The following is a 21,658-nucleotide window of genomic DNA, read 5'->3' as shown; positions in this document are numbered from 1 at the left end:
GGACCGTAGATCGAAAATAGTCATCATGGTTTTCATAGTGGTGGTATTGGGTATCATCATTACAGAAATTGTGCGTCCCAAACCCATCAATTGGCACCCATCCTACACTGCCGTGGACAAAATACCGTTCGGGTGCTATGTATTATATAATGAACTACAGGCCATTTTTCCGGAAAGTACCATTGAAACCGTTCAGGAAAGTGTGTATGATGTCCTTTCAGAACGGGATTCAATTCAATCTGCCAATTATATATTCATAAATGAATATGTTGACTTGGATGAGCAAGAAACCAATCAACTTTTGGATTTTGTGGATCAAGGGAATACGGTGTTCATTGCTGCCACTGGATTTGGATGGCAGTTGATGGATACACTAAACATTGGTATCAACTCCGATTATTCCCTTCAGGAAGGCACCGCAATATTGGATTTTACCCACGATAGTTTTGCAAACCGCACTTATGAGCTTTCACGTGGTGTGTTCAATTCCCATTTTTCTAGCGTGGATTCGACCAAAACAACCATTTTGGGACATATAACCTATACACGAAACACCTACTTGGATGATGAGCCCGAGGAAACGGTGACACAACCAAATTTCATCAGAACCGATTTTGGCAAGGGGCAGTTCATTCTCAGCTCCACACCACAGGCCTATTCCAATTATTACATGCTAAGAGGAAATGCAGATTATGTGACCCAATCCTTTTCCTATTTAATGGAACGCAAACTATTGTACTGGGACAATTACAAAAAATCAGGTCGTTTGATCATCAATTCGCCCATGCGTTTTGTACTCAACCAGCCAACCTTAAAATGGGCCTATTATCTCACGGTATTGGGCATTCTTTTATTTGTGTTGTTCAAAGGTAAACGGGAGCAGCGAATCATCCCGGTAATGGAACCTTTACAAAATTCCTCGGTGGAATTTGCCAGGGCGGTAGGTTCATTGTACCATCAAAACAAGGACTATACCGATTTGATCCATAAAAAAATCAATTACTTTTTGGCAGATGTCCGAAACCAATACCATGTGGATACAACCCAAATGAACGAACGCGCCATTCAAATTTTGGCCGCAAAATCTGGAAAAGACCTGGAACAGACCAAAAATTTAATCGATTACATGATTCGTTTGAAGAAAAAAAGCTCCCATACCGAGCAGGAAAGTATAGAACTCAACAAAAAAATAACCGCATTTAAGAAGTGATCTATGGAAGAACAAGAAACACAAGACGACGCACTACAGTTTAGTTCCCGAGTGGACTTGACCAAACTTCAAGAGGCAGTTGCCCAGATAAAGGCTGAATTGGGTAAAGTCATCATAGGACAACAGAACATGATCGAGTTGTTGATCATCTCCATTTTGGCCGATGGACATTCGTTGATAGAAGGAGTCCCGGGAGTGGCAAAAACGGTGACGGCAAAATTATTGGCCAAGACCATGAACGTGGATTTCAGTCGAATTCAGTTTACGCCGGATCTAATGCCCAGTGATATTTTGGGAACTTCTATTTTTAATGTAAAAACATCCGAATTCGAGTTTAAGAAAGGACCGCTTTTCTCCAACATTATTTTGATAGACGAGATCAACCGTGCTCCCGCCAAAACCCAAGCGGCATTGTTCGAGGCTATGGCAGAAAGGCAGATTACAATGGACGGTGTGGAGTATGGCATGCAACCTCCTTTTTTGGTTTTTGCCACTCAAAACCCCATTGAACAGGAAGGCACCTATCGTTTACCGGAGGCCCAGCTAGATCGTTTCCTTTTCAAGATCAATGTCAATTACCCAAGTCTGGAAGAAGAAATCCAAATTTTGGAAAGCAAACATGCGCAGAAGACCAAAGTAGAGGAAGACTTGGTCAGCACCTTACTTACTGCGGCGGAGATAGCAGAATATCAAAACACCATTAGGGTCATTATTGTGGAGAAGAACCTACTCAAGTACATTGCATCCATTGTGGACAATACACGCTCCAATGCCAATCTGTACCTGGGAGCTTCGCCCAGAGCTTCCATTTCCATCTTGGAGGCATCCAAAGCACTTGCAGCCATAAACGGACGAGATTTTGTAACCCCTGAGGATATTAAAAAGGTGGCTGCCCCAGTTCTGGCACACCGAATATTGCTTACACCTGAACGCGAAATGGAAGGACTTACAGCGGAACAAGTGGTAAAACAAATTGTGGAAAGCATCGAAATACCCCGATAAACCCCTATGAAAAAAATCTTTAGGCCCATATATTTCCAAAAACGATTCTTCATGGTCTTAACGACCATGGTGGCAGGTTTTGTGGTATCCTACATGGTACCAGACCTTTTTGGGGCCTTTAAGATTCTTTTCTTTCTTTTCTGTTTATTGCTTTTGGTAGACCTGCTCTTGCTTTTTGCCTCGAAAGGAAAAATAGAAGGCCACCGCATTGTGACCGAAAAACTTTCCAATGGAGATGAAAACCTGATCCAACTCCAGTTAGGGAATACCTATCTCTTTCCTGTTACATTAAAAATCATTGATGAGATACCGTTCCAGTTTCAAAAGCGGGATTTTGGCTTGGAAAGTAAATTGGAAAAAGGCCAGGCCAAAGTATACCAATACCATCTTAGACCAACCGAACGTGGTGTATATTCATTTGGGAGTTTAAATGTTTTTGCAAGTTCACCTATCGGATTTTTAGCAAAAAAATATTTATTCGACCATGCTCAGGAGGTACCGGTTTACCCGTCGTTCCTGCAATTACAGAAATATGATTTAATCGCTTTCACTAACCGTTTGAATGAATATGGCCTTAAAAAAATCCGTCGGATCGGGCATACCATGGAGTTTGAGCAGATCAAGGATTATGTGTTGGGTGATGACATTCGTAATATTAACTGGAAGGCCACGGCAAAACGAAACCAATTGATGGTGAACCAATATCAAGATGAAAAATCCCAGCCCATCTATTCAGTCATCGACAAGGGTCGGGTAATGAAAATGCCCTTCAACCAACTAAGTTTATTGGACTATGCCATCAACGCCACTTTGGTTATCAGCAATATTGCCTTGAAAAAACAGGATAAGGCCGGCATGTTCTCCTTTAGTGACAAAATTGACAACAGGGTGGTTGCCGAGCGTCGTAGTTCCCAAATGAACCTAATTTTGGAAACGTTGTACAATCTAGAGACTAATTTTATTGAAAGTGATTTCAGCAGATTGTATGTTGATGTAAAGCGAAACTTGAACCAGCGAAGCCTCCTGTTACTCTATACCAACTTTGAAACATTGGATGCGCTTCATCGCCAACTTCCCTATTTGACGGCTATTGCCAAACAACACCTTTTGGTAGTGATTTTCTTTGAGAATACCGAACTGAATGAATTTGCCAGTAAAAAAGCCAATACTGTCCATGAACTTTTTGAACAGACCATTGCTGAAAAATTTATTTATGAAAAGAAATTGATTGTAAATGAATTACGGAAACACGGCATACAAACCATATTGACAAAACCTGAAGAACTCACCATCAATACCATCAACAAATACTTGGAAATAAAGGCGAGGGGACTTATTTAGTCCAAATCCAAGGAAGAAAGACCTAGGGTATTCAAACTGGGCAACTTTCCATCCAACACCACAAATTGGGGCTCTAATGAAAAGTCGTTTCTTTTATTCTTCTTTCGTCCTAAGCTGGAATATCTACCCCGTAACCGTTTGTTGTCATCTTTTTTGGCGAAAAGATCAATGGTTACCCCAACGGTAACACCTCCTAAAATCGTAGCGGCCAAATCATCATTGTCCCAGCCATTGTCACGTTGACCAGCATCGACTGTTTCCTTGGCCAACCCGATCAGGGTACTTCCGGCCACGGAACCTACAAAAGTCCAGATACGATTACCATCAGATGCTTGTTTGGCGATTCCGGCTCCAGCCAGTCCAAAAAGGTTTCCTCCCAAAAAATGGAGTGCTTTGTCCCGTTCCACTTGCCCATGGCAATAGGAAGCGAGCACAAAAAATACTAGTGTGGGGATAAGTGTTCTCATTGCTCCCGCTAAAAGTATTAAAAGTTTCCGAAACTTTTCCCGTAAAATACTAGTAGTCTTGAATTTCCGATTTTGCCTGGTTGAATTCGGCCATTAGGTCGGCCACGATTTGGGCCGCAGGTTTAATATCGTGAATCAACCCGGAAACTTGGCCAATTTCCAGTTCCCCTTCTTCCATATCACCTTCGAACATGCCACGCTTGGCCCGAGCCCTTCCCAACAAGCTTTTTAAATCCTCTACGGATGCTCCCTTGGCATAAGCGGCTTGCACATCTTGGTAGAACTTGTTTTTGAGCAAACGCACAGGGGCCAACTCTTTTAGGGTGAGTTGGGTATCCCCTTCTTGGGCATCCACCACCCATTTTTTGAACAGGTCATGGGATGATGCCTCGGGACTAGCCACAAATCGGCTCCCCACTTGAACCCCATCGGCACCCAATACCATAGCTGCCAACATGGCCCTACCTGTGGCAATCCCTCCAGCAGCTATTAAGGGAATGTTTATTTTTTCCTTTACTGAAGGAATCAGTACCATGGTGGTGGTCTCGTCCCTTCCGTTGTGGCCTCCCGCTTCAAAACCTTCCGCAACGATAGCATCTACCCCAGCTTCTTGAGCTTTTAGGGCGAATTTGACACTGCTGACCACATGAACCACGGTAATCCCTTTTTCCTGTAGATAGGACGTCCAGGTTTTTGGATTTCCTGCGGAAGTGAAGACGATTTTCACCCCTTGGTCCACAATAATCTTCATCAACTTATCAATGTCAGGATATAGCATGGGAACATTCACCCCAAAAGGTTTGTCAGTGGCTTTTTTACATTTTTCGATATGCTCCTGCAACACTTCTGGATACATACTCCCAGCGCCTAAAATGCCAAGTCCACCAGCATTGGAAACGGCCGAGGCCAATCGCCAACCACTGGCCCAGACCATACCAGCTTGAATGATAGGATATTGTATTCCGAAAAGTTGGGTGATTTTGTTTTGCATGAAATATTGAATAATTGTCAAACTGAACTTGTTTCAGTTTCCCATCAAAATAAAAATAATATTCTAAAGGATTTTGAAATAAATTCAGGATGACGAGGTGCAAGCTTTTTGAAAGATTAAGAAATCACTCCTGAACCCACCAATTCCTCGCCCACATACCAGGCAACAAACTGACCTTCGGTAATGGCGGATTGCTTTTCTTGGAAATCAACATACAGTCCGTTCCCTACTTTATAGAGGGTGGCTTTTTGCAATGGTTGACGGTAACGGATACGAGCCATCACTTCCATGGTTTCATCTTCTTTTAAGGCCAGATCGGGACGTACCCAATGCTCCTCATCTTCTTTCACAAAAAGGGTATTCCGGAACAATCCCGGATGGGTCTTGCCCTGTCCTGTATAAATGATGTTCTTGTCCACATCGGTTTCAATAACGAACAAAGGTTCTTTGGTACCCCCAACGTTCAGACCCTTACGTTGCCCGATGGTAAAATAATGGGCCCCTTGGTGTTCTCCCACTACCTTGCCATCTTCCATAGAAAAAATGGGTTTTTCCGCTTGAAAGGCCAATTTCTCCTTTTCATTGTGAAACTCAGGAACAGCTATGGCAAATTGGGAAGCATCACTGGGTACTTCTACAATGACCCCTTTTTTAGGTTTCAGTTTTTGCTGCAAAAAGTCAGGTAGATGCACCTTACCCACAAAGCATAATCCTTGGGAATCCTTTTTATCGGCTGTGATCAAATTGTTTTCTGCTGCGATCTTTCGAACTTCAGGTTTTAGCAATTCGCCAATGGGAAACAACGTTTTGGATAATTGCTCTTGAGACAATTGACATAGAAAATAGGATTGATCCTTATTGGGATCCTTGCCTGCCAACAATTGATACGTTTCGGTGCCATCTTCATTTTGGATCGTTCCTTTTCGGCAATAGTGACCCGTTGCCACATAATCGGCACCTAATTGTAGGGCAATCTTTAAAAAGACATCAAACTTGATCTCGCGATTGCAGAGCACATCAGGATTGGGGGTGCGCCCTCTTTCATATTCGTTGAACATATAATCCACGATACGCTCCTTGTACTCAGCACTCAAATCCACCGTTTGGAAAGGAATACCCAATTTCTCGGCCACGATAAGGGCATCGTTACTATCCTCTAACCACGGACATTCCTCAGAAATGGTTACGGAATCGTCATGCCAATTCTTCATGAAAAGACCAATCACCTCATATCCCTGCTCTTTGAGCAGGTATGCGGCCACACTGGAATCCACTCCTCCCGAAAGTCCTACAACAACCTTTTTCATCACAATGCTTTAAGGGTACAAAAATACGAAATGCATGGAATAAAAAATAGCCTCTGCCTTCTCCTAAAAAGGCTGTCGAAAATGTTGACCCTTCTGGAATGAGAAAAAATTTTGTTAAACTTTTTTACATAAATGTTAAACAGTATTGCATTTATTTTGTTTAAGCATATTTTTAAACAGTTAAACAAAATATTTCACAAGCACATGAAAACTCTAGAAAAAATTGCAAGATTAACCTTTGTCCTATTTACACTGAGCATGGTTTCCTGCTCCGATGACGACGAACCGAATCCGCCCGAAGCACAGCTTGATATTGTGGCTACGGCGCAGGCCACGTCAGACCTGAGCACTTTGGTAAGCGCGCTTCAAAAAGCCGATGAAAGTGCCAATAACGATCTGATCACCGCCTTGAGTGGTGAAGGACCTTTTACGGTTTTTGCACCTACAAACGATGCCTTTGCGGATCTTTTGGCACAATTGGATGGTTTTGATTCCCTTGATGATTTCAGCACCCAACAATTACAGGATCTGTTGGCCGTCATATTAACTTACCATGTTGTTCCGGGAGCGGCTGTATTGTCAACGGATTTGAGTGATGGTCAAACCATTACCACGCTTCAAGGATCTACTCTTGAAGTTTCAACCCAAGGTGGGGTTTATCTGAGTGATGCAACCGATGTGGATGCCCAAGTTACCACGGCAAACGTAATGGCCTCCAATGGCGTGGTTCATTTGATTGACAAAGTGCTGCTTCCACAAGCCATTTTGGACGAATTGTCCGATATTATTTTGGTGCCGATCACTGATTTGGCATTGGGTAATGAGAACTTGGAAAGTTTGGTAGCTGCGCTACAAGCAGCGGACGGGGATTTGCCAACCATTTTACGTGGTGATGGCCCTTTCACTGTTTTGGCCCCTACTGATGAAGCTTTTGCTACTTTCTTGAATGGAGCACAAATAGCCGATATTCCAACGGATGTATTGACCAATGTACTTTTGAACCACGTGATCAGTGGTACAGTTACTTCCTCAGATTTGGCAGCTCTTAGCTCCGGTTATGCCAAGACCTTGGCCACTGGAGTTGGAGATGAAAATGTTAGCCTTTATTTCGATGCATCAGGGGATGTTACATTTAATGGCGTATCCACCGTTCTGGTACCGGATGTAAAAGCGTTGAATGGAATTGTTCATGTGGTAGATGCGGTAATTGACATTCCGAACATTGTAGATCATGCTGTTGCCAACCCAAACCTCTCCTCTTTGGTAGGTGCGTTGACCAATGGCGGGAATACTCTGTTTACCGATCTGTTGTCCAACGAAGAAGAAGATTTCACAGTTTTTGCACCAAACAATGCTGCATTTACAGCCTTTACAAATCCGAATGGCAATGATTTGAATGCCATTCTATCCAATCACGTGATTGTAGGAGCAGCTACATTTTCAGCCGGACTGTCCAATTCCTATGTGAGCACCGCCGCAGAATTTGCCGCCAATGAAAATCTAAGTCTCTACATCAATACTGACGATGGGGTTACCTTGAATGGCTCAAGCAATGTAGTTTTGGCGGACATAGTCGCTTCCAATGGCGTTATCCATGTGGTTGATGCTATTATTGACTTACCAACTGTGGTAACCTTTGCTATAGCTGACCCAAATTTTTCAACTTTAGTACAGGCATTGACAGAACTGACCCCAAGTGTTGATTTTGTAAGTGTATTATCCGCTCAGAACGGTTCAGGAAGCGATCCGTTTACCGTATTCGCTCCAACCAATGCTGCATTTGAAGCATTACCAAGTATTCCTGGAGAAGCGGATCTGATCCCAATCTTACAGCACCATGTTATTGCAGGGGCCAATGTACGCTCCGGTGATCTTAGCAATGGAGCCACAGCCAACACTTTGGAAGGTGATGCACTTACCTTTAGTCTGCCTGGTACCGGTGATAATATTGCCGATATTACGGATGGAGCCGGAAACACAGGAATTGGTATTATTGCTGTAGATGTCCAGGCAATTAACGGGGTAATCCATGTAGTGGATACCGTATTGATCCCTGATACCACTAACTAAAACATTGGTTTACCCAAATCGGTATCAGTCATGAATAAAAAAGCCCTCATCATTTATTAAGTTGAGGGCTTTAAACGTCATAAAAATACCGTTCATCGATGACACATCAATAGGAGGTAATTTTCACTACAAAAACCAGTGGTTTGACAACTATTAATTTTTTTCGCCGCGATGTTGCCGCATCTTTGAAGTCCCAAATCTTTCCAAACTAAACCTAAAATGGAAACTCCCCCAAAGTTCTTGGGGGAGTTTTTTTATGTCCTGATCCAACTGTCCGAAAACGTTATGGTTCTATTTCATCTTCCAGCACTTCAATAATCTCGTATCCGTTTTCCACTTCTTTGTAAACAGCCTGGTTGAGTTCGTGCATGGTTACCCCGTCAAAATCGATTTCTTCGGCATCTTCCGGAAGTTCCTTTACCACAGCACCGATAGGCGGGGCAGCAACGGCATATTCGCCATCAAGAGGTTCATAAAAAACACCGTCTGCATAATGGTAGCGAGTGCCACGGACTGTGATGATCACAGCGGTTGTTGGCACCACCGCCAAACGAAATCCCCTTGGAGGAAAAGTTCTTACATAAATTCCTTTGCGTTGAATGTAGTACATGCCACCAACTGGGTAATAGGAAATTTTTCGGTAAACAATAGGTCTGGTATTGGCAGGTAATTGTCTTAACGTCCTGCGGACCACCCTTCGGTTGTGGCGGCGGACCTTTCTACGGACCATTCTCCTTTCCTGTCCTCTCGTTACTTGGGCCTCGGCATACTCGGTAGTGCCCACAAAAAATAAGGTAAACAAAAACAATATCAGTTTTAGATTTTTCATACTGTTGAATTAATGGTTATTGCCCCTTGGACACTTGTTGTCCAAAAAGGTTTAATCCGTCAATCCAAATTACGATGAAATTATCTTCGCCCTGAATTTTTCTGTTGTTCGGCCTGTTCCATCATTTCGCGCATTTTACGCTGGAACTTGTTCTCTTTTTTAGGCTTGCTCTTGTTCTCCTGTATCTGCGCATGGATCTTATCCTGATCCAAGATGTAGTTTTTAATCACCAACATGATCAATATGGTAATCAAGTTGGAAATGAAATAATACAAACTCAAACCACTCGCATAGTTGTTGAAGAAGAACAACATCATAATGGGCGAAAGGTACATGATGAACTTCATGTTGGGCATTCCCGGTTGCTGTTGCATCTGCATGGTTTCACCAGTGGTCATCTGCATGTAGAAAAAGATGGCAACGGATGCCAAGATGGGAAACAAACTCACATGATTGCCATAAAAACTTGAAATAAATGGAATATTGGTTGTCCATTCAATAATTGCATCATAGGACGAAAGATCTTGCGCCCACAAGAACGATTTTTGTCTTAGGGCAAAAGAGGTTGGAAAGAACATGAACAGCGCATAAAATATGGGCAACTGCAATAGGGCCGGAACACATCCACTCATGGGGCTAACACCCGCCTTATTGTAGAGTTTCATGGTCTCTTGTTGCTTTTTCATGGCATTGTCCTTGTACTTCTCGTTGATCTCGGTAATCTCTGGTTTCAACACCTTCATCTTGGCTTGCGAGAGGTACGACTTATAGGTTACGGGAGACAAGGCTAAACGCACTAAAATGGTCATCACGATAATCGCAATCCCGAAAGGAAGGAACGAGCTCAAAAATCCATATAAAGGCGTAAAAACAAATCGATTAATCCAACCAAAAATGCCCCATCCGAAAGGGATGGACTCCACTAGACCCAAATCCTTGTAATCATCCAATATTTTCACATCGGTAGGACCGTAATACCAGTGCATGTTCTGGGACAATTCCCCACCTTGTAACTTCAAGGGCGCTTTTGTACTGTATTCCTTAGTGAAAAGAATATCCTTGCTTTCTTCTTCTACCAAGTTTTTGGAACTCAGTTCTGCTGTTTCAAAATGGTCATCGGTAGCCAATATGGAACTAAAGAAGTGTTGGCGATAGGACATCCATTTTACATCTTCCTCAGTTTCCTCATCTAAATCACTGCTTTCGGAAAGCTTGCTGATATCACCATCAGCATGGTTATAAGTTAAACGGGTATAACGGTTTTCATATTTGACACTTTTGCTGTGGCGAATACCTTTCATCTCCCATTCCAAAGTAACCGGTTTGCTGCTGTTGAGCACACCGTTCAATCCTTGGGAACGTACCGTAAAATCAACAAGGTATTCGTTCGGTTTCATTTCGTAGCGATATTCCAAGAACTGGTTATCCGCTACTTTGGCCTTCATGGAAAGTACTTGGTTGTCCCCACTTTTGGAAAGTGATGGTTCAAAATATAGATCGGCCGTATTCAACACCCGATTGTCAGAAGTGGTAAAATTCAGGGCGAAATTGGCATTGCCATCCTTTACCAAATAAACGGGAACCGAATCATAGGTGACATAATTTTTCATGGTGGCCTCCACGATCTGTCCACCTTTGTTGGATACCTCCAAATACAACACCTCGTTTTCCAATTTGGTAGTTCCATCGGAAACTGCACTAAAACCAAATGCCCCTACCCCACTTTTATAAGCGGCCACGGCCGTTGAATCTTTAAGATTTATGGTTTGGGCTTCCTTTACGGCTGGCTTTTGGGCCTCTTCTTCAACTTTCTTTGCTTCAGCCTCAACTTGCTCCTGCTTCGCTTTTTCGGCCGCCAACTCTTCTGGGGTGGGTTGATTTTGGTAAAACATGAAAATGAGTATCCCAAAAATCAATACAAATCCAATAATGGAATTGATATCCAGCTTCTTTTCTTCCATGGAAATTATTTAGTAGAAATCTTTATCGGTAAATCAGGTGGCAAATATATGTCCAAAACCGCAGTTTATGCCAAACTGGCATTCTTTTGTTTCAGTTTCTGTGCCAAAACCGCCTTAACAAAGCCCACAAACAAAGGATGTGGGTTTGCCACGGTACTCTTGTATTCCGGATGGTACTGCACTCCTATGAACCAAGGATGTGTGGGTATTTCCACCACTTCCACTAGTCCTGTTTTAGGGTTGAGACCTGAAGCTACCAACCCGGCATCTTCCATTTGCTTTTTATATTCGTTGTTGAATTCGTAACGGTGTCTGTGTCGTTCCGAAATATCCGGGGCACCATACACTTTTTCCGCTAGGCTACCTGGCTTTAAGTGACAGTCCCAAGCACCTAAACGCATAGTTCCACCTTTGTCTGTCACGTTCTTTTGTTCTTCCATCAAACTGATGACAGGGTAAGGTGTATTCTTATCCATTTCGGTAGAATTGGCACCTACCAAGCCCAAAATATTACGGGCGAATTCGATTACGGCCATTTGCATACCTAAACAAATACCCAAAAATGGCACGTTGTTCTCACGGGCATATTGAACGGCTTTTACCTTTCCTTCAATACCACGTTCGCCAAAACCTGGAGCGACCAAAATTCCGTCCAATCCCATCAATTTTTTCTCCACGTTGGTCACCGTAAGATGTTCCGAGTGGATGGAACGCACTTCCACCTCAACCTCGTTGGTAGCTCCGGCGTGAATAAAGGCTTCTTGAATGGATTTATAGGAATCGGGCAACTCCACATACTTACCTATCAACCCGATGGTGACTTTATTTTTTGGGTTTTTGTGTCTTTTCAAAAATTCCTTCCATTGGGAAAGATCTGGCTCTTTGGTATTGGGCAACGCCAATCTTTCAAGGGTTACCGTATCCAGGCCTTCTTCCTGCATCAAAACAGGCACGTCATAAATGGTGGATGCATCAATGGATTGGATCACAGCCTCTTTCCTCACATTACAGAAAAGGGCCAACTTCGATTTAATATCATCGGAAATTTGATGCTCGGTCCTACATACCAAAATATCGGCCTTTATTCCGCTCTCCATCAAGGTTTTTACGGAGTGCTGGGTGGGCTTTGTCTTCAACTCGCCGGCAGCGGCCAAGAAAGGTACCAAGGTAAGGTGAATCACAATTCCATTGTGTTCGCCCAATTCCCATAGCAACTGACGAACGGCTTCAATATAAGGCAAGGACTCAATGTCACCTACAGTCCCGCCAATTTCAGTAATCACAATATCGTAATCACCACTTTTACCCAAAATCTGGATGCGCTCCTTGATTTCGTTGGTAATATGGGGCACCACCTGCACGGTTTTCCCTAAAAACTCTCCTCTACGTTCCTTTTCAATAACGCTTTGGTAAATACGGCCAGTAGTTACATTGTTGGCCTGTGAGGTCCGTACGTTCAAAAAACGTTCGTAGTGACCAAGGTCCAAATCGGTTTCGGCACCATCATCAGTTACATAGCATTCACCGTGTTCATACGGATTCAATGTTCCTGGATCCACGTTGATGTAGGGATCTAATTTTTGTATGGTGGTCCGGTATCCCCTGGCCTGTAGCAGTTTGGCCAAGGATGCGGCGATGATTCCTTTTCCCAAGGAAGAAGTAACGCCTCCCGTAACGAAAATGTACTTGGTCTGTGACATATTGATCTTTCTATTACGGGGCGTAAAGTTACAAATTGCCGCGCAGAAATCAGGAGGAATCGCGAGGAAATTCTTTTTGAAGTTTTCTGATGATGGGTTCCAGGTTGTTATCCTTAATGGTCAACATGATGTTCAAGAACTTCCCCAACTTGCCATCAGGGTATCCTTTTTGTTGGAACCAAACCAAATAGGGCAAGGGCAAATCCACCAAATATCGGCCCTTGTACTTACCATAAGGCATGCGATAATGGGCGAGTTCCAAAAGTTCTTTTGTATCGGGTCTGATTTCCATTTGTAGGCCTAAAGTACTATCTTTCGAATAAGAAAAGCATATAATGAGACGAAGAAACTTTATAGCCACTGCGGCCATTGGCTCTGCTGGATTGGCTTCCACTTCTGCGATGGTTCCCGAAGCAGGACAACCCAAGGAATTTAAATTGAAGAACAACGTAAACCACAGTGTTTGCCAATGGTGTTTTGACAATATCCCCCTGGAAGATTTTTTAAAGACCCTGAATGAACTGGGCATAAAGGCCATTGATCTGATCGGACCGAAGGATTGGCCCTTGTTGAAGAAATATGACATCCATTGCTCCATGTGCAACGGGGCGGAGATCAGTCTTACCGAAGGATGGAACAATCCCAAGTACCACGAGCAGCTTATCAAGAATTACACGGAAATGATCCCGAAGGTGGCAGAGGCAGGATATACCAACCTGATTTGTTTCAGTGGTAACCGGAATGGCATGAACGATTATGTAGGCCTTCAAAATTGTGTGGACGGGCTATCCCAGATCATGCCATTGGCCGAAAAACACGGGGTAGTCATCCAGATGGAACTTTTCAACCAAGTAAACCACCCTGATTATATGTGTGATAAAAGCATATGGGGAGTGGAACTTTGCAAACATTTGGGAAGTGACAACTTTAAACTGCTCTTCGATATTTATCACATGCAGATCCAAGAGGGTGACATCATTCGAAGCATTCAAAATTACCACCCTTATTTTGGCCACTATCACACCGCGGGGGTACCCGGGCGCCATGAAATAGATGAAACCCAAGAGTTGTATTATCCAGCCATTATCAAGGCCATTATGGCAACAGGGTTCAAAGGGTATGTGGCACAGGAATACATTACCACTTGGGAAGACCCCATTGCTGCGCTAAAAGATGGCTTTATGCGATGTGACGTGTAAAGGTTCATGATAACTAAACCAACACCAAAATGAAAAGACGTCATTTCATCCAAAATACAGCATTGGCTTCCAGCGCCACCATGTTTATGGGACTTGGTGCCTGTTCCCCATCTAGCACCAAAAGTTTAACTAGCATTGGTATTCAGCTGTTCTCCCTACCCAAATTGCTGGAACAAGACCTTGCTGGCAGTCTGGCCATGTTGCACCAAATGGGCTATAAAGAAGTGGAAATTTACGGTCCTTACCCTTTTAGTTCAACAGCGGCCCAGGAACGTTGGAAACAGATCATCCCAAGTATTGGTTTTAGCGGAAGTGGTTTTTTTGGAAAAACGGCCAAGGAATTCAAAGGTCTGTTGGATGAATATGATTTAAAGGCTTCATCTGGACATATTGACATTGTAACCTTGGAAAACAATATGCCAGCCGTTGGGGAAGCGGTCCGAACCTTGGGAATGGATTATTTGGGCATGTCCGCCATTCCTGATGAATTGAGACAAACTTTGGACGACTACAAACGCATGGCAGACCGATTCAATACAATTGGGGAGAACGCCAAAAAAGAAGGTTTTAAATTTTTATACCACAACCACGGATATGGTATTCATGAAATGGATGGCCAAATTCCACTTCAGATCATTTTGGATAACACGGATCCTGACCTCGTCTTTTTTGAAATGGACATTTATTGGACCACTGCCGGGGGTGCAGATCCTGTGGAATATCTCAAAAACTATCCCAACCGCTACGTGGCCCTCCATTTAAAGGATATGAAGAAGATTACCTATTTTAAAGGAGATGGCGGCTCTGCAGATCAATGGATCGAACTTTGGCCACAAATGACCACTGTTGGCAATGGGGCAATGGATATAAAAGCCATTGTGGAGCAAGCCCAAAAGTCAGGGGTACAACACTTTTTTGTAGAACAGGACCTTGTAGATAATCCTAGGTTGGCCTTAAAGAAAAGTATTGACTATTTGAGGACGATTTGAATTGGATGGTTCTTATCTAGTAAATAATGCCTTAAAAGTAGTGGCATCATTTTCCTCTTTCGGATTTTCCTCATAGAACATATCCAAAAAATGGGAAGCGCTGGTCCAAGAGGTATGTAGCATTCCCCTGTATCGGGGTTTCATTTCCGCGGTGGCATTTTTTCTAAATTCCACTAACATTTGCTGCTGTTCAAGGGCCACTTCAGGTTTACGCCAAGAACAGGTGGCCACATCAAAGCCGTTCATGGCAAAATAGGCCGCCGTGGGATCAGGGCGTTCATAATGCCAATCACAGATCATCACATCCTTGGGAATAAGGTCTATGGCCCTGTAGGTAGTGTTCATACTGGCCTCCCACATGCCCAAACCCGTGGTCTTACCATCGATCAATCGATCACCCCAGATCCAAAGGCGTTTTCCTGACTGTGCCAAATGGTTCCTGATCTTGGTCACCTCGCCTGCAAACAGCTCGGCCTTGTCCTTTCCGTTGCACCTTGGGCATTCTTGCATTCCGATATAAAAAACCTCATCCATGCCCGCATGGAAGTCATCTGCCTTAAACGCGGCAATGATCTCATCCACCAAATCAAAAACCACTTTGTGCACTTCAGGATGCAACGGACAATAGCTTTTGCAGTACAGTCCATCGTCATTGGGCCATTCATATTTTTCTGGAATGGCAACATTAGGGGTTTCATCAAATTCTGGGTACACCGTCAACAATTTGCCAAGACTACCGGCCCATGATTGGTGCCCCAACAGATTGATTTGTGGAATGATCTTAATATTATTGCTCTGACAAGCATTCACAATGGCATCCACATCTTTTTGGGAAAGTGGATTATCCGAAACAAGCTCTGGATGTGATATGTACTGAAAGTTGTACTCTACCCTTAGCACCAAGGTGTTCACTTTTCTTGGGCCCAATTCCTCATTGATAAATTTTACAAAACGGGCCACGTTTTCTTTTTGGGGAGCGGCAATGGATAGACCCCGCAAAGGCAGGCTATCATTTTGTGCATGTAGGATGGAAGCCATACAGAGTAACCAAACAAAATACATCTTCTTCATACTATTGGTTTTAATTAGTTTAAATTACTGGAAACTCCTATATGTTATTCCTCCCATTCCTGCTGTAATGCTTCTTCAATTTTTTGGTTCCATTCCATCTGCTTTTCCAGGTTTCTGGAAAAATTGGTTTCCCAATCATATTGATCTTGGTAATCCTTTAAAGCACTTAGAATATCCTTATAGATTTTTCGCACCTCTTCCTTCACATCATCGGAAAAAGAGGTACGGTGCAACCTATTGCGCATTTTACGGGCAAAAAGTTCGGCAATGTCAAAATGGAGCTGTTCATGGCGCAACGTATTGTCCGTACATTGTTCCGGCTTGTACCACGATTCATTGGGATAAAAAAAGGCATTCACCTCAAAATCCAGTTTCACTTCATGGTGCAATAAATTGGCAGAATAAGTATAACTGATACCGCTGGCCGTTGTAGCAGCAGGGACCGCTGCGGGTGGAATTTTACCTTTGAAGTCTGACCAACTCAACCGTCTATGCTCTTCCCATGGAATGCCTTCCTCAATTTCTTGTGCAAATCCCAAAAAGCTGAGGAAAAACAAACATCCTATGGAAATTATTTTACCCAATGGAAATCGATTATTCTTTCAATATCAGGGTGAAGGCTGAAGTGTACCGGGCATGTCCTTGCCGTATGCACCAAAATCTTGCGGTTCTTTTCGGAAACATCGGCAGGCATCTCCAGCTTTACTTCTATCTTGGAAATACGTCTGGGATCGGCAGCCATGTGTTTGGTCACTTCGGCCGTTAAACCTGTTAGGTTTACCCCAAGATCACGGGCCTTAATCCCCATCATGGTCATCATGCAATTGGCCAAACCTGTTGCCACAGTATCAGTTGGGGAAAAGGCCTCTCCCTTACCGTTATTGTCCAGTGGGGCATCCGTGATATATTCATTTCCGGATCGGACATGCACATTTGTTGTCCGAAGATTTCCGTTATAGGTTACTTTTGAGGTCATCCTGTTTTACTTCTTTGATTTGTAAATCTTCGTACTGCATAATATAACAAGCCCTGTTGAAATATCCTGACGTCCAATCGTTGAAATAATCAAAACTGTTGCCCGTGTATTCGGTCAACCCGATAATTTTTGAGGTTTCAAAAAGGTTGTTTCTGTGCGCCAGTTTCAACAAAACATCAAAGGTCACATCAAAACCACGGATGGCATAACGGTCTGGCTGATTGCCATTAAACCGTTTTGCATAGGCTTTGGTGAAGGTATCCTCTCCCACTTCCCTATAAAAGGAAGGATAGGTAAACCGCAATTTGGACAAATGCGTTTTAGATATGGCTTCGTCTTCAAAAGCGCCATTATAACTGGTAGTGAACATGCGTATTTTTATGTCTCCGGCATTAGCAGAGTTGAGAATGGAGGTGACACTGGAAACCATATTGGCTTGGTCCGTTTCCAAAAACACCCAGTTTTCCTTCGTTTCGGAAAGTTTCACCAAAAATTGATCCAAATGCAGCGATTTATTGTCAATCAATTTGGCCATTTGTGCCGCTGGAAATTTACCCAAGATGGAATCATTGGCCACTCGATGGGTAGAATCTGCAATGATGATCACATTCTCATTCTTATAGATCTTCTTCATATAAGAAAGCATCTTGTCACGCATAACGGCATCTCTCGGCACCGAAAAGAAAACGTTACCATGGCTCAATTTGCTTTCGGAAGAAATTGGCGCAATAACCGGAATATTTTTTGTGGCTGCGTGCACGGCCACTTCGTCCAAGGCGGCAGCAGAGATTGGGCCAATTATAGCACCTACCCCGGAAAGGTTGTCCCTAAACAAAATTTCTTTCACCTTGGTCTGGCTCAGTTCGGTATCATAGGTTTGTACATCAACCGAAACACCCATTTTTTTGATGGAATCCAAAGCCATCAATGCCCCGGAATAAAAGCCTAGACTTAGGTTCATATCCCTGCGTGTCTTGATCTGCCCTTCTGTTTTTTCCACATCGCTGATGTTGACCCTATCCAATCGGAAAGGCAACATGAACACCAATTTGGGTCTGTTGGCCACATCGATGCTGTCCACAAGGTTTACACGGTCCAAGACCAGGGCATTTTTCACTTCCAATCCAGCAGCCTTCTCTTTGGGAAGTTTCAGTACCATTCCCGCCTTTAGACCGTTTTCCAGATCTGGGTTGAGGCGGTACAGTTCATCCCTGGAAATTTTCAGGTTTTGGGTAATCCTGAAAATATTCTGCTTGGGTTTTACTTCGTAAAAAATATAGTTTTCAGTGTTTACCACACCTGCATCACTTTGCTTTTTAGGCAAGCGGATGACCATTCCTTCTTTAAGTCCTCCTTCTTTCATGATCTCAGGGTTCAACTTCACAATGGAGTCCGATGGAATCCCATATTCCCTGCCCAAACTGTACAAGGTCATTTTAGGAGGGACGGTGTAGGACGAAAACAGATCCACCTTCTGATCTTTAAGGCTGTCACCCTTTGGTCGTGGCAATTTCAATTCTTGGCCAGCAGCCAAATAATCGGTGTTTTTTAGCAACTCCGGATTCAACAGAAGAAGGCTATCTATGGTAATCCCATATTTATTGGCAATGCTCCAACGGGTTTCCTTCGGTTGTACCACATAGGTAACAAAATCCAGGTCTTTTTCTTCATTGGGGTCAACCTCCGGGAATTTTGGTATTTGTAGCACCATTCCTTTTTGAAGGGAAGAAGAATACAGTTCCCTGTTGTATCTTTTGAGTTGCTCCTCAGTAATCTTATATTTTTGGGTAATCCCGAAAAGGGTTTCTTTTTTGCGGACCCTATGCCTTGTAAATCCTATAGGCTTGATTTCTTCCTGGACCGGTTTTTCTTCCTTTTTCTCGATCGTGGCATTACCATTGATAGGAATCACGAGGATCGTGTTCACCTTTACATCGGCGGCAGTCTTGATCTCTTTATTAGCCTGAAGGATGGAATATGGGGTAACCCGATATTTTTGTGCGATACTCTGAAGCGTCTCCCCTTCCTTTACGGCATGAGTGGCATAGTTTTGCGCTGTGGCTGGCAATGCGGCCATAAAAAGAACCGCCAAAACCAGTCTAAAAAGTGTTTTTTTCATTCCCATTCTATAGTTGCAGGTGGTTTTGAGCTAATGTCGTACACTACTCTATTAACGCCCTTAACCTTGTTTATTATATCATTTGAGACCTTTTGAAGGAACCCATAAGGTAAATTTACCCAATCAGCGGTCATACCATCGGTACTTTCCACGGCCCTTAGCGCCACACATTTCTCATAGGTACGCTCATCTCCCATGACCCCTACACTATCTACGGGCAAAAGCATGGCTCCGGCCTGCCAAACCTTATCATAAAGTCCCCATTTTTTTAAACCTTCAATAAAAATGGCATCCACTTCTTGCAAAATGGCCACTTTCTCGGCAGTAATATCACCTAAGATACGGATTCCCAAACCAGGTCCTGGAAATGGGTGTCTTCCTAAAATATCCTCTGACATGCCCATGCTGGCACCTACTCTCCTCACCTCATCCTTGAACAACATTTTTAGGGGCTCCACCACTTTCAACTTCATATAATCGGGCAAACCACCAACATTGTGGTGACTTTTGATCACCGCGGATGGACCACCACTTGCTGAAACCGATTCGATCCTATCCGGATAAATGGTCCCTTGTGCCAACCATTTTGCATTTTCCACTTTGTGGGACTCGTCATCAAAAACTTCAATAAAGACCCTTCCGATGATCTTTCTTTTACCTTCTGGGTCGGATTCGCCCTTCAAGGCATCCAAAAAACGTGCCGAAGCGTCCACTCCCTTCACATTGAGACCCATATGCTTGTATTGGTCCAATACGCTTTCAAACTCATTCTTGCGTAAAAGACCGTTGTTTACAAAGATGCAATATAGATGGTCGCCAATGGCCTTGTTCAACAACATGGCCGCCACACTGGAATCTACTCCACCAGACAAACCAAGGATCACTTTTTCATCCCCGATTTCTTTTTTAAGCTCTTCAACAGTCGTTTCCACAAAAGCATCGGGAGTCCAATCCTGTTTCAATCCCGCAATGTTCACCAAAAAGTTTTCAAGCAACTTTTTGCCATCTGTGGTATGGTAAACTTCTGGGTGAAATTGAATACCGTATGTTGTTTCGCCATCAATTTTGAAGGCTGCATTTTCCACATCGTGGGTACTCGCCAAACGAATTCCACCTTCAGGTAGTTCCTTGATGGTATCACTGTGGCTCATCCAAACTTGACTTCCTTGGTCCAGTCCATTTAAAAATGCCTCATCATTTTTCACGAAGGATAAATTGGCCCTACCATACTCCCGAGTTGCGGACGGCGCCACATTTCCACCATGAAAGTGGGACAGGTACTGTGCCCCGTAACAAATACCCAACAAAGGCATTTTACCCTTTATTTCTGAAAGATCGGGTTGAGGTGCCTGCTCCGACCGTACCGATGAAGGTGACCCCGAAAGTATCACGGCCTTGTAATCGGACAGGTCCTTGGGCAGTTTGTTAAAAGGTTTTATCTCGGAATAAATGTTGAGTTCCCTCACGCGTCTCGCGATCAATTGGGTGTACTGGGAACCGAAGTCTAGAATAAGTACGTTGTTATGCATGGGCAAAAATAGCAATTTGGTTTAGTTGGAAAAGTATCTTTTAATGGATATTTATGACAACTTTTTCAATCTTCAACGGGTTTGCCCTTTTATTTGGACGGTTGTTTTGTGCACCTTATCGAACATTGGCATACACATACCCTAATGTAGTTTTTTTCTTAATTGTTTTCGTCATTTCTTTGCAGACCAAAATAAACCAAACCATGATCAAGGGATTCATTTTTGATTTGGACGGAGTAATCACCGATACGGCTGAACTCCACTTTGAAGCTTGGAAAAAACTCTCGGACGAAATGGGCTGGCACTTTGACCGCGAGCTCAATGAACAACTCCGCGGGATTTCGCGTATGGATTCTATCAAAGTGATCATGGACTACAACCATGTTACCCTAACAGATGATGCCGTGGTTGAACTTGCCACCAAGAAAAATGACATCTACGTGGCCAGTTTGGATACCATGACCCCAAACGATTACCTCCCGGGAGCCAAAGAACTGTTGACCCATTTACGTCAGGAAGGATTTTTGGTAGCCTTGGGAAGCGCCAGCAAAAATGCCATAAAGGTGTTGCAACAACTGAACGCCACCCATTTTTTTGATGTGATCGGGGACGGAAATAGTGTGGCCAAGAGCAAACCTGCTCCGGACATCTTTTTGTATGCTTCCGAAAAATTGAAACTGCAACCTAGCAACTGTGTGGTATTCGAAGATGCCGAAAAAGGCATTGATGCCGCCATTGCCGGTGGATTCCACAGTGTGGGGATTGGTCCCGAAGAAAGGGTGGGCCATGCCGAGGTGCGGTTCAACACGATGAAGGAAGCCACCTATTTTGAGGTAAGGTCCTTCTTTTCGGATTTTTTCTAAATTTTCGAGTTTTTCCATGCCGTTATAATCCCTT

General features: G+C 43.4%; 19 protein-coding genes. 7 read left to right on the top strand and 12 right to left on the bottom strand.

Annotation, left to right across the window (positions count from 1 at the left end; genetic code table 11):
* The first annotated feature begins 25 nt into the window (after positions 1-25).
* The 3 genes from LKX84_RS17625 to LKX84_RS17615 are packed head-to-tail and all read left to right on the top strand — an operon-like array spanning position 26 to position 3,553.
* Positions 26-1,210, top strand: coding sequence for a DUF4350 domain-containing protein (locus LKX84_RS17625; protein WP_228239015.1), 1,185 nt, complete (start codon positions 26-28; stop codon positions 1,208-1,210).
* A 3-nt stretch (positions 1,211-1,213) separates the two neighbouring features.
* Entirely contained in the window at positions 1,214-2,212 is a 999-nt protein-coding gene (locus LKX84_RS17620; RefSeq protein WP_228239014.1) for an AAA family ATPase, read from the top strand.
* 6 nt (positions 2,213-2,218) lie between these two features.
* Positions 2,219-3,553 (top strand): DUF58 domain-containing protein, encoded by a 1,335-nt coding sequence (locus tag LKX84_RS17615; RefSeq protein WP_228239013.1) that lies wholly within the window; start codon positions 2,219-2,221, stop codon positions 3,551-3,553.
* Here the strand turns inward: LKX84_RS17615 and LKX84_RS17610 are convergent.
* The 3 genes from LKX84_RS17610 to mnmA all read right to left on the bottom strand — a co-directional run bounded on the left by LKX84_RS17610 (position 3,550) and on the right by mnmA (position 6,318).
* Positions 3,550-4,020: a hypothetical protein gene (locus LKX84_RS17610; protein ID WP_228239012.1), complete on the bottom strand. Its 471-nt coding sequence runs from the start codon at positions 4,018-4,020 to the stop codon at positions 3,550-3,552. The two genes, LKX84_RS17615 and LKX84_RS17610, sit on opposite strands and share 4 nt — an antisense overlap.
* Positions 4,021-4,069: 49 nt before the next feature.
* Complete coding sequence (locus LKX84_RS17605; protein ID WP_228239010.1) at positions 4,070-5,011, bottom strand: NAD(P)H-dependent flavin oxidoreductase; 942 nt, start codon at positions 5,009-5,011, stop codon at positions 4,070-4,072.
* A gap of 116 nt (positions 5,012-5,127) precedes the next feature.
* On the bottom strand, positions 5,128-6,318 hold the full coding sequence (gene mnmA, locus LKX84_RS17600; protein ID WP_228239008.1) for a tRNA 2-thiouridine(34) synthase MnmA: 1,191 nt from the start codon (positions 6,316-6,318) through the stop codon (positions 5,128-5,130).
* 204 nt (positions 6,319-6,522) lie between these two features.
* Between mnmA and LKX84_RS17595 the strand changes: the two genes are divergently transcribed.
* Positions 6,523-8,388 carry a fasciclin domain-containing protein gene (locus tag LKX84_RS17595; RefSeq protein ID WP_228239005.1) on the top strand — a complete coding sequence of 622 codons (1,866 nt, stop codon included), beginning with the start codon at positions 6,523-6,525 and terminating at the stop codon, positions 8,386-8,388.
* A 283-nt stretch (positions 8,389-8,671) separates the two neighbouring features.
* On the opposite strand, the gene LKX84_RS17590 is transcribed toward LKX84_RS17595, so the two are convergent.
* The 4 genes from LKX84_RS17590 to LKX84_RS17575 form a co-directional block, all read right to left on the bottom strand.
* Positions 8,672-9,217 carry a DUF6515 family protein gene (locus LKX84_RS17590; protein ID WP_228239000.1) on the bottom strand — a complete coding sequence of 182 codons (546 nt, stop codon included), beginning with the start codon at positions 9,215-9,217 and terminating at the stop codon, positions 8,672-8,674.
* Positions 9,218-9,297: 80 nt separating this feature from the next.
* Positions 9,298-11,178 (bottom strand): membrane protein insertase YidC, encoded by a 1,881-nt coding sequence (gene yidC / locus LKX84_RS17585; RefSeq protein ID WP_228238999.1) that lies wholly within the window; start codon positions 11,176-11,178, stop codon positions 9,298-9,300.
* A 65-nt stretch (positions 11,179-11,243) separates the two neighbouring features.
* Entirely contained in the window at positions 11,244-12,878 is a 1,635-nt protein-coding gene (locus tag LKX84_RS17580; protein ID WP_228238997.1) for a CTP synthase, read from the bottom strand.
* Positions 12,879-12,927: 49 nt separating this feature from the next.
* A complete protein-coding gene (locus LKX84_RS17575) occupies positions 12,928-13,170 on the bottom strand; it encodes a DUF3820 family protein (protein WP_228238995.1) in 243 nt (80 codons plus the stop codon).
* Between the two features lie 43 nt (positions 13,171-13,213).
* Between LKX84_RS17575 and LKX84_RS17570 the strand changes: the two genes are divergently transcribed.
* Both LKX84_RS17570 and LKX84_RS17565 read left to right on the top strand, forming a co-directional pair.
* Complete coding sequence (locus tag LKX84_RS17570; protein WP_228238991.1) at positions 13,214-14,077, top strand: hydroxypyruvate isomerase family protein; 864 nt, start codon at positions 13,214-13,216, stop codon at positions 14,075-14,077.
* Positions 14,078-14,106: 29 nt separating this feature from the next.
* Positions 14,107-15,066: a sugar phosphate isomerase/epimerase family protein gene (locus LKX84_RS17565; RefSeq protein WP_228238990.1), complete on the top strand. Its 960-nt coding sequence runs from the start codon at positions 14,107-14,109 to the stop codon at positions 15,064-15,066.
* 12 nt (positions 15,067-15,078) lie between these two features.
* Here the strand turns inward: LKX84_RS17565 and LKX84_RS17560 are convergent, their stop codons facing one another.
* The 5 genes from LKX84_RS17560 to guaA are packed head-to-tail and all read right to left on the bottom strand — an operon-like array spanning position 15,079 to position 20,761.
* Positions 15,079-16,137 carry a family 20 glycosylhydrolase gene (locus tag LKX84_RS17560; RefSeq protein WP_228238989.1) on the bottom strand — a complete coding sequence of 353 codons (1,059 nt, stop codon included), beginning with the start codon at positions 16,135-16,137 and terminating at the stop codon, positions 15,079-15,081.
* A 44-nt stretch (positions 16,138-16,181) separates the two neighbouring features.
* Positions 16,182-16,721 carry a DUF922 domain-containing protein gene (locus LKX84_RS17555; RefSeq protein WP_228238987.1) on the bottom strand — a complete coding sequence of 180 codons (540 nt, stop codon included), beginning with the start codon at positions 16,719-16,721 and terminating at the stop codon, positions 16,182-16,184.
* Positions 16,709-17,113: an OsmC family protein gene (locus LKX84_RS17550; RefSeq protein ID WP_228238985.1), complete on the bottom strand. Its 405-nt coding sequence runs from the start codon at positions 17,111-17,113 to the stop codon at positions 16,709-16,711. Before LKX84_RS17550 ends, LKX84_RS17555 begins: the two co-directional genes overlap by 13 nt.
* The gene (locus LKX84_RS17545) at positions 17,091-19,232 is read right to left on the bottom strand and encodes a LysM peptidoglycan-binding domain-containing protein (protein WP_228238983.1); all 2,142 of its coding nucleotides are present in this window, start codon (positions 19,230-19,232) and stop codon (positions 17,091-17,093) included. Before LKX84_RS17545 ends, LKX84_RS17550 begins: the two co-directional genes overlap by 23 nt.
* Positions 19,229-20,761 carry a glutamine-hydrolyzing GMP synthase gene (gene guaA / locus LKX84_RS17540; RefSeq protein WP_228238981.1) on the bottom strand — a complete coding sequence of 511 codons (1,533 nt, stop codon included), beginning with the start codon at positions 20,759-20,761 and terminating at the stop codon, positions 19,229-19,231. The genes LKX84_RS17545 and guaA overlap by 4 nt, the downstream gene beginning before the upstream one ends.
* A gap of 203 nt (positions 20,762-20,964) precedes the next feature.
* On the opposite strand from guaA, the gene pgmB reads away from it, so the two are divergent.
* A complete protein-coding gene (gene pgmB / locus LKX84_RS17535) occupies positions 20,965-21,624 on the top strand; it encodes a beta-phosphoglucomutase (RefSeq protein ID WP_228238979.1) in 660 nt (219 codons plus the stop codon).
* Positions 21,625-21,658 lie beyond the last annotated feature (34 nt).

The sequence above is a fragment of the Allomuricauda sp. M10 genome, assembly GCF_020782875.1.
Classification (GTDB): domain Bacteria; phylum Bacteroidota; class Bacteroidia; order Flavobacteriales; family Flavobacteriaceae; genus Flagellimonas.
The sequence above is the reverse complement of the archived record's forward strand: the minus strand, read 5'-3'. Positions and strand labels throughout refer to the sequence as shown.

Excerpts from the sequence above, each read along its gene's own strand:
- LKX84_RS17625 (WP_228239015.1), top strand. The coding sequence starts at position 26 with ATGGTTTTCATAGTGGTGGTATTGGGTATCATCATTACAGAAATTGTG.
- LKX84_RS17620 (WP_228239014.1), top strand. The coding sequence starts at position 1,214 with ATGGAAGAACAAGAAACACAAGACGACGCACTACAGTTTAGTTCCCGA.
- LKX84_RS17615 (WP_228239013.1), top strand. The coding sequence starts at position 2,219 with ATGAAAAAAATCTTTAGGCCCATATATTTCCAAAAACGATTCTTCATG.
- LKX84_RS17610 (WP_228239012.1), bottom strand. The coding sequence starts at position 4,020 with ATGAGAACACTTATCCCCACACTAGTATTTTTTGTGCTCGCTTCCTAT.
- LKX84_RS17605 (WP_228239010.1), bottom strand. The coding sequence starts at position 5,011 with ATGCAAAACAAAATCACCCAACTTTTCGGAATACAATATCCTATCATT.
- mnmA (WP_228239008.1), bottom strand. The coding sequence starts at position 6,318 with ATGAAAAAGGTTGTTGTAGGACTTTCGGGAGGAGTGGATTCCAGTGTG.
- LKX84_RS17595 (WP_228239005.1), top strand. The coding sequence starts at position 6,523 with ATGAAAACTCTAGAAAAAATTGCAAGATTAACCTTTGTCCTATTTACA.
- LKX84_RS17590 (WP_228239000.1), bottom strand. The coding sequence starts at position 9,217 with ATGAAAAATCTAAAACTGATATTGTTTTTGTTTACCTTATTTTTTGTG.
- yidC (WP_228238999.1), bottom strand. The coding sequence starts at position 11,178 with ATGGAAGAAAAGAAGCTGGATATCAATTCCATTATTGGATTTGTATTG.
- LKX84_RS17580 (WP_228238997.1), bottom strand. The coding sequence starts at position 12,878 with ATGTCACAGACCAAGTACATTTTCGTTACGGGAGGCGTTACTTCTTCC.
- LKX84_RS17575 (WP_228238995.1), bottom strand. The coding sequence starts at position 13,170 with ATGGAAATCAGACCCGATACAAAAGAACTTTTGGAACTCGCCCATTAT.
- LKX84_RS17570 (WP_228238991.1), top strand. The coding sequence starts at position 13,214 with ATGAGACGAAGAAACTTTATAGCCACTGCGGCCATTGGCTCTGCTGGA.
- LKX84_RS17565 (WP_228238990.1), top strand. The coding sequence starts at position 14,107 with ATGAAAAGACGTCATTTCATCCAAAATACAGCATTGGCTTCCAGCGCC.
- LKX84_RS17560 (WP_228238989.1), bottom strand. The coding sequence starts at position 16,137 with ATGAAGAAGATGTATTTTGTTTGGTTACTCTGTATGGCTTCCATCCTA.
- LKX84_RS17550 (WP_228238985.1), bottom strand. The coding sequence starts at position 17,113 with ATGACCTCAAAAGTAACCTATAACGGAAATCTTCGGACAACAAATGTG.
- LKX84_RS17545 (WP_228238983.1), bottom strand. The coding sequence starts at position 19,232 with ATGAAAAAAACACTTTTTAGACTGGTTTTGGCGGTTCTTTTTATGGCC.
- guaA (WP_228238981.1), bottom strand. The coding sequence starts at position 20,761 with ATGCATAACAACGTACTTATTCTAGACTTCGGTTCCCAGTACACCCAA.
- pgmB (WP_228238979.1), top strand. The coding sequence starts at position 20,965 with ATGATCAAGGGATTCATTTTTGATTTGGACGGAGTAATCACCGATACG.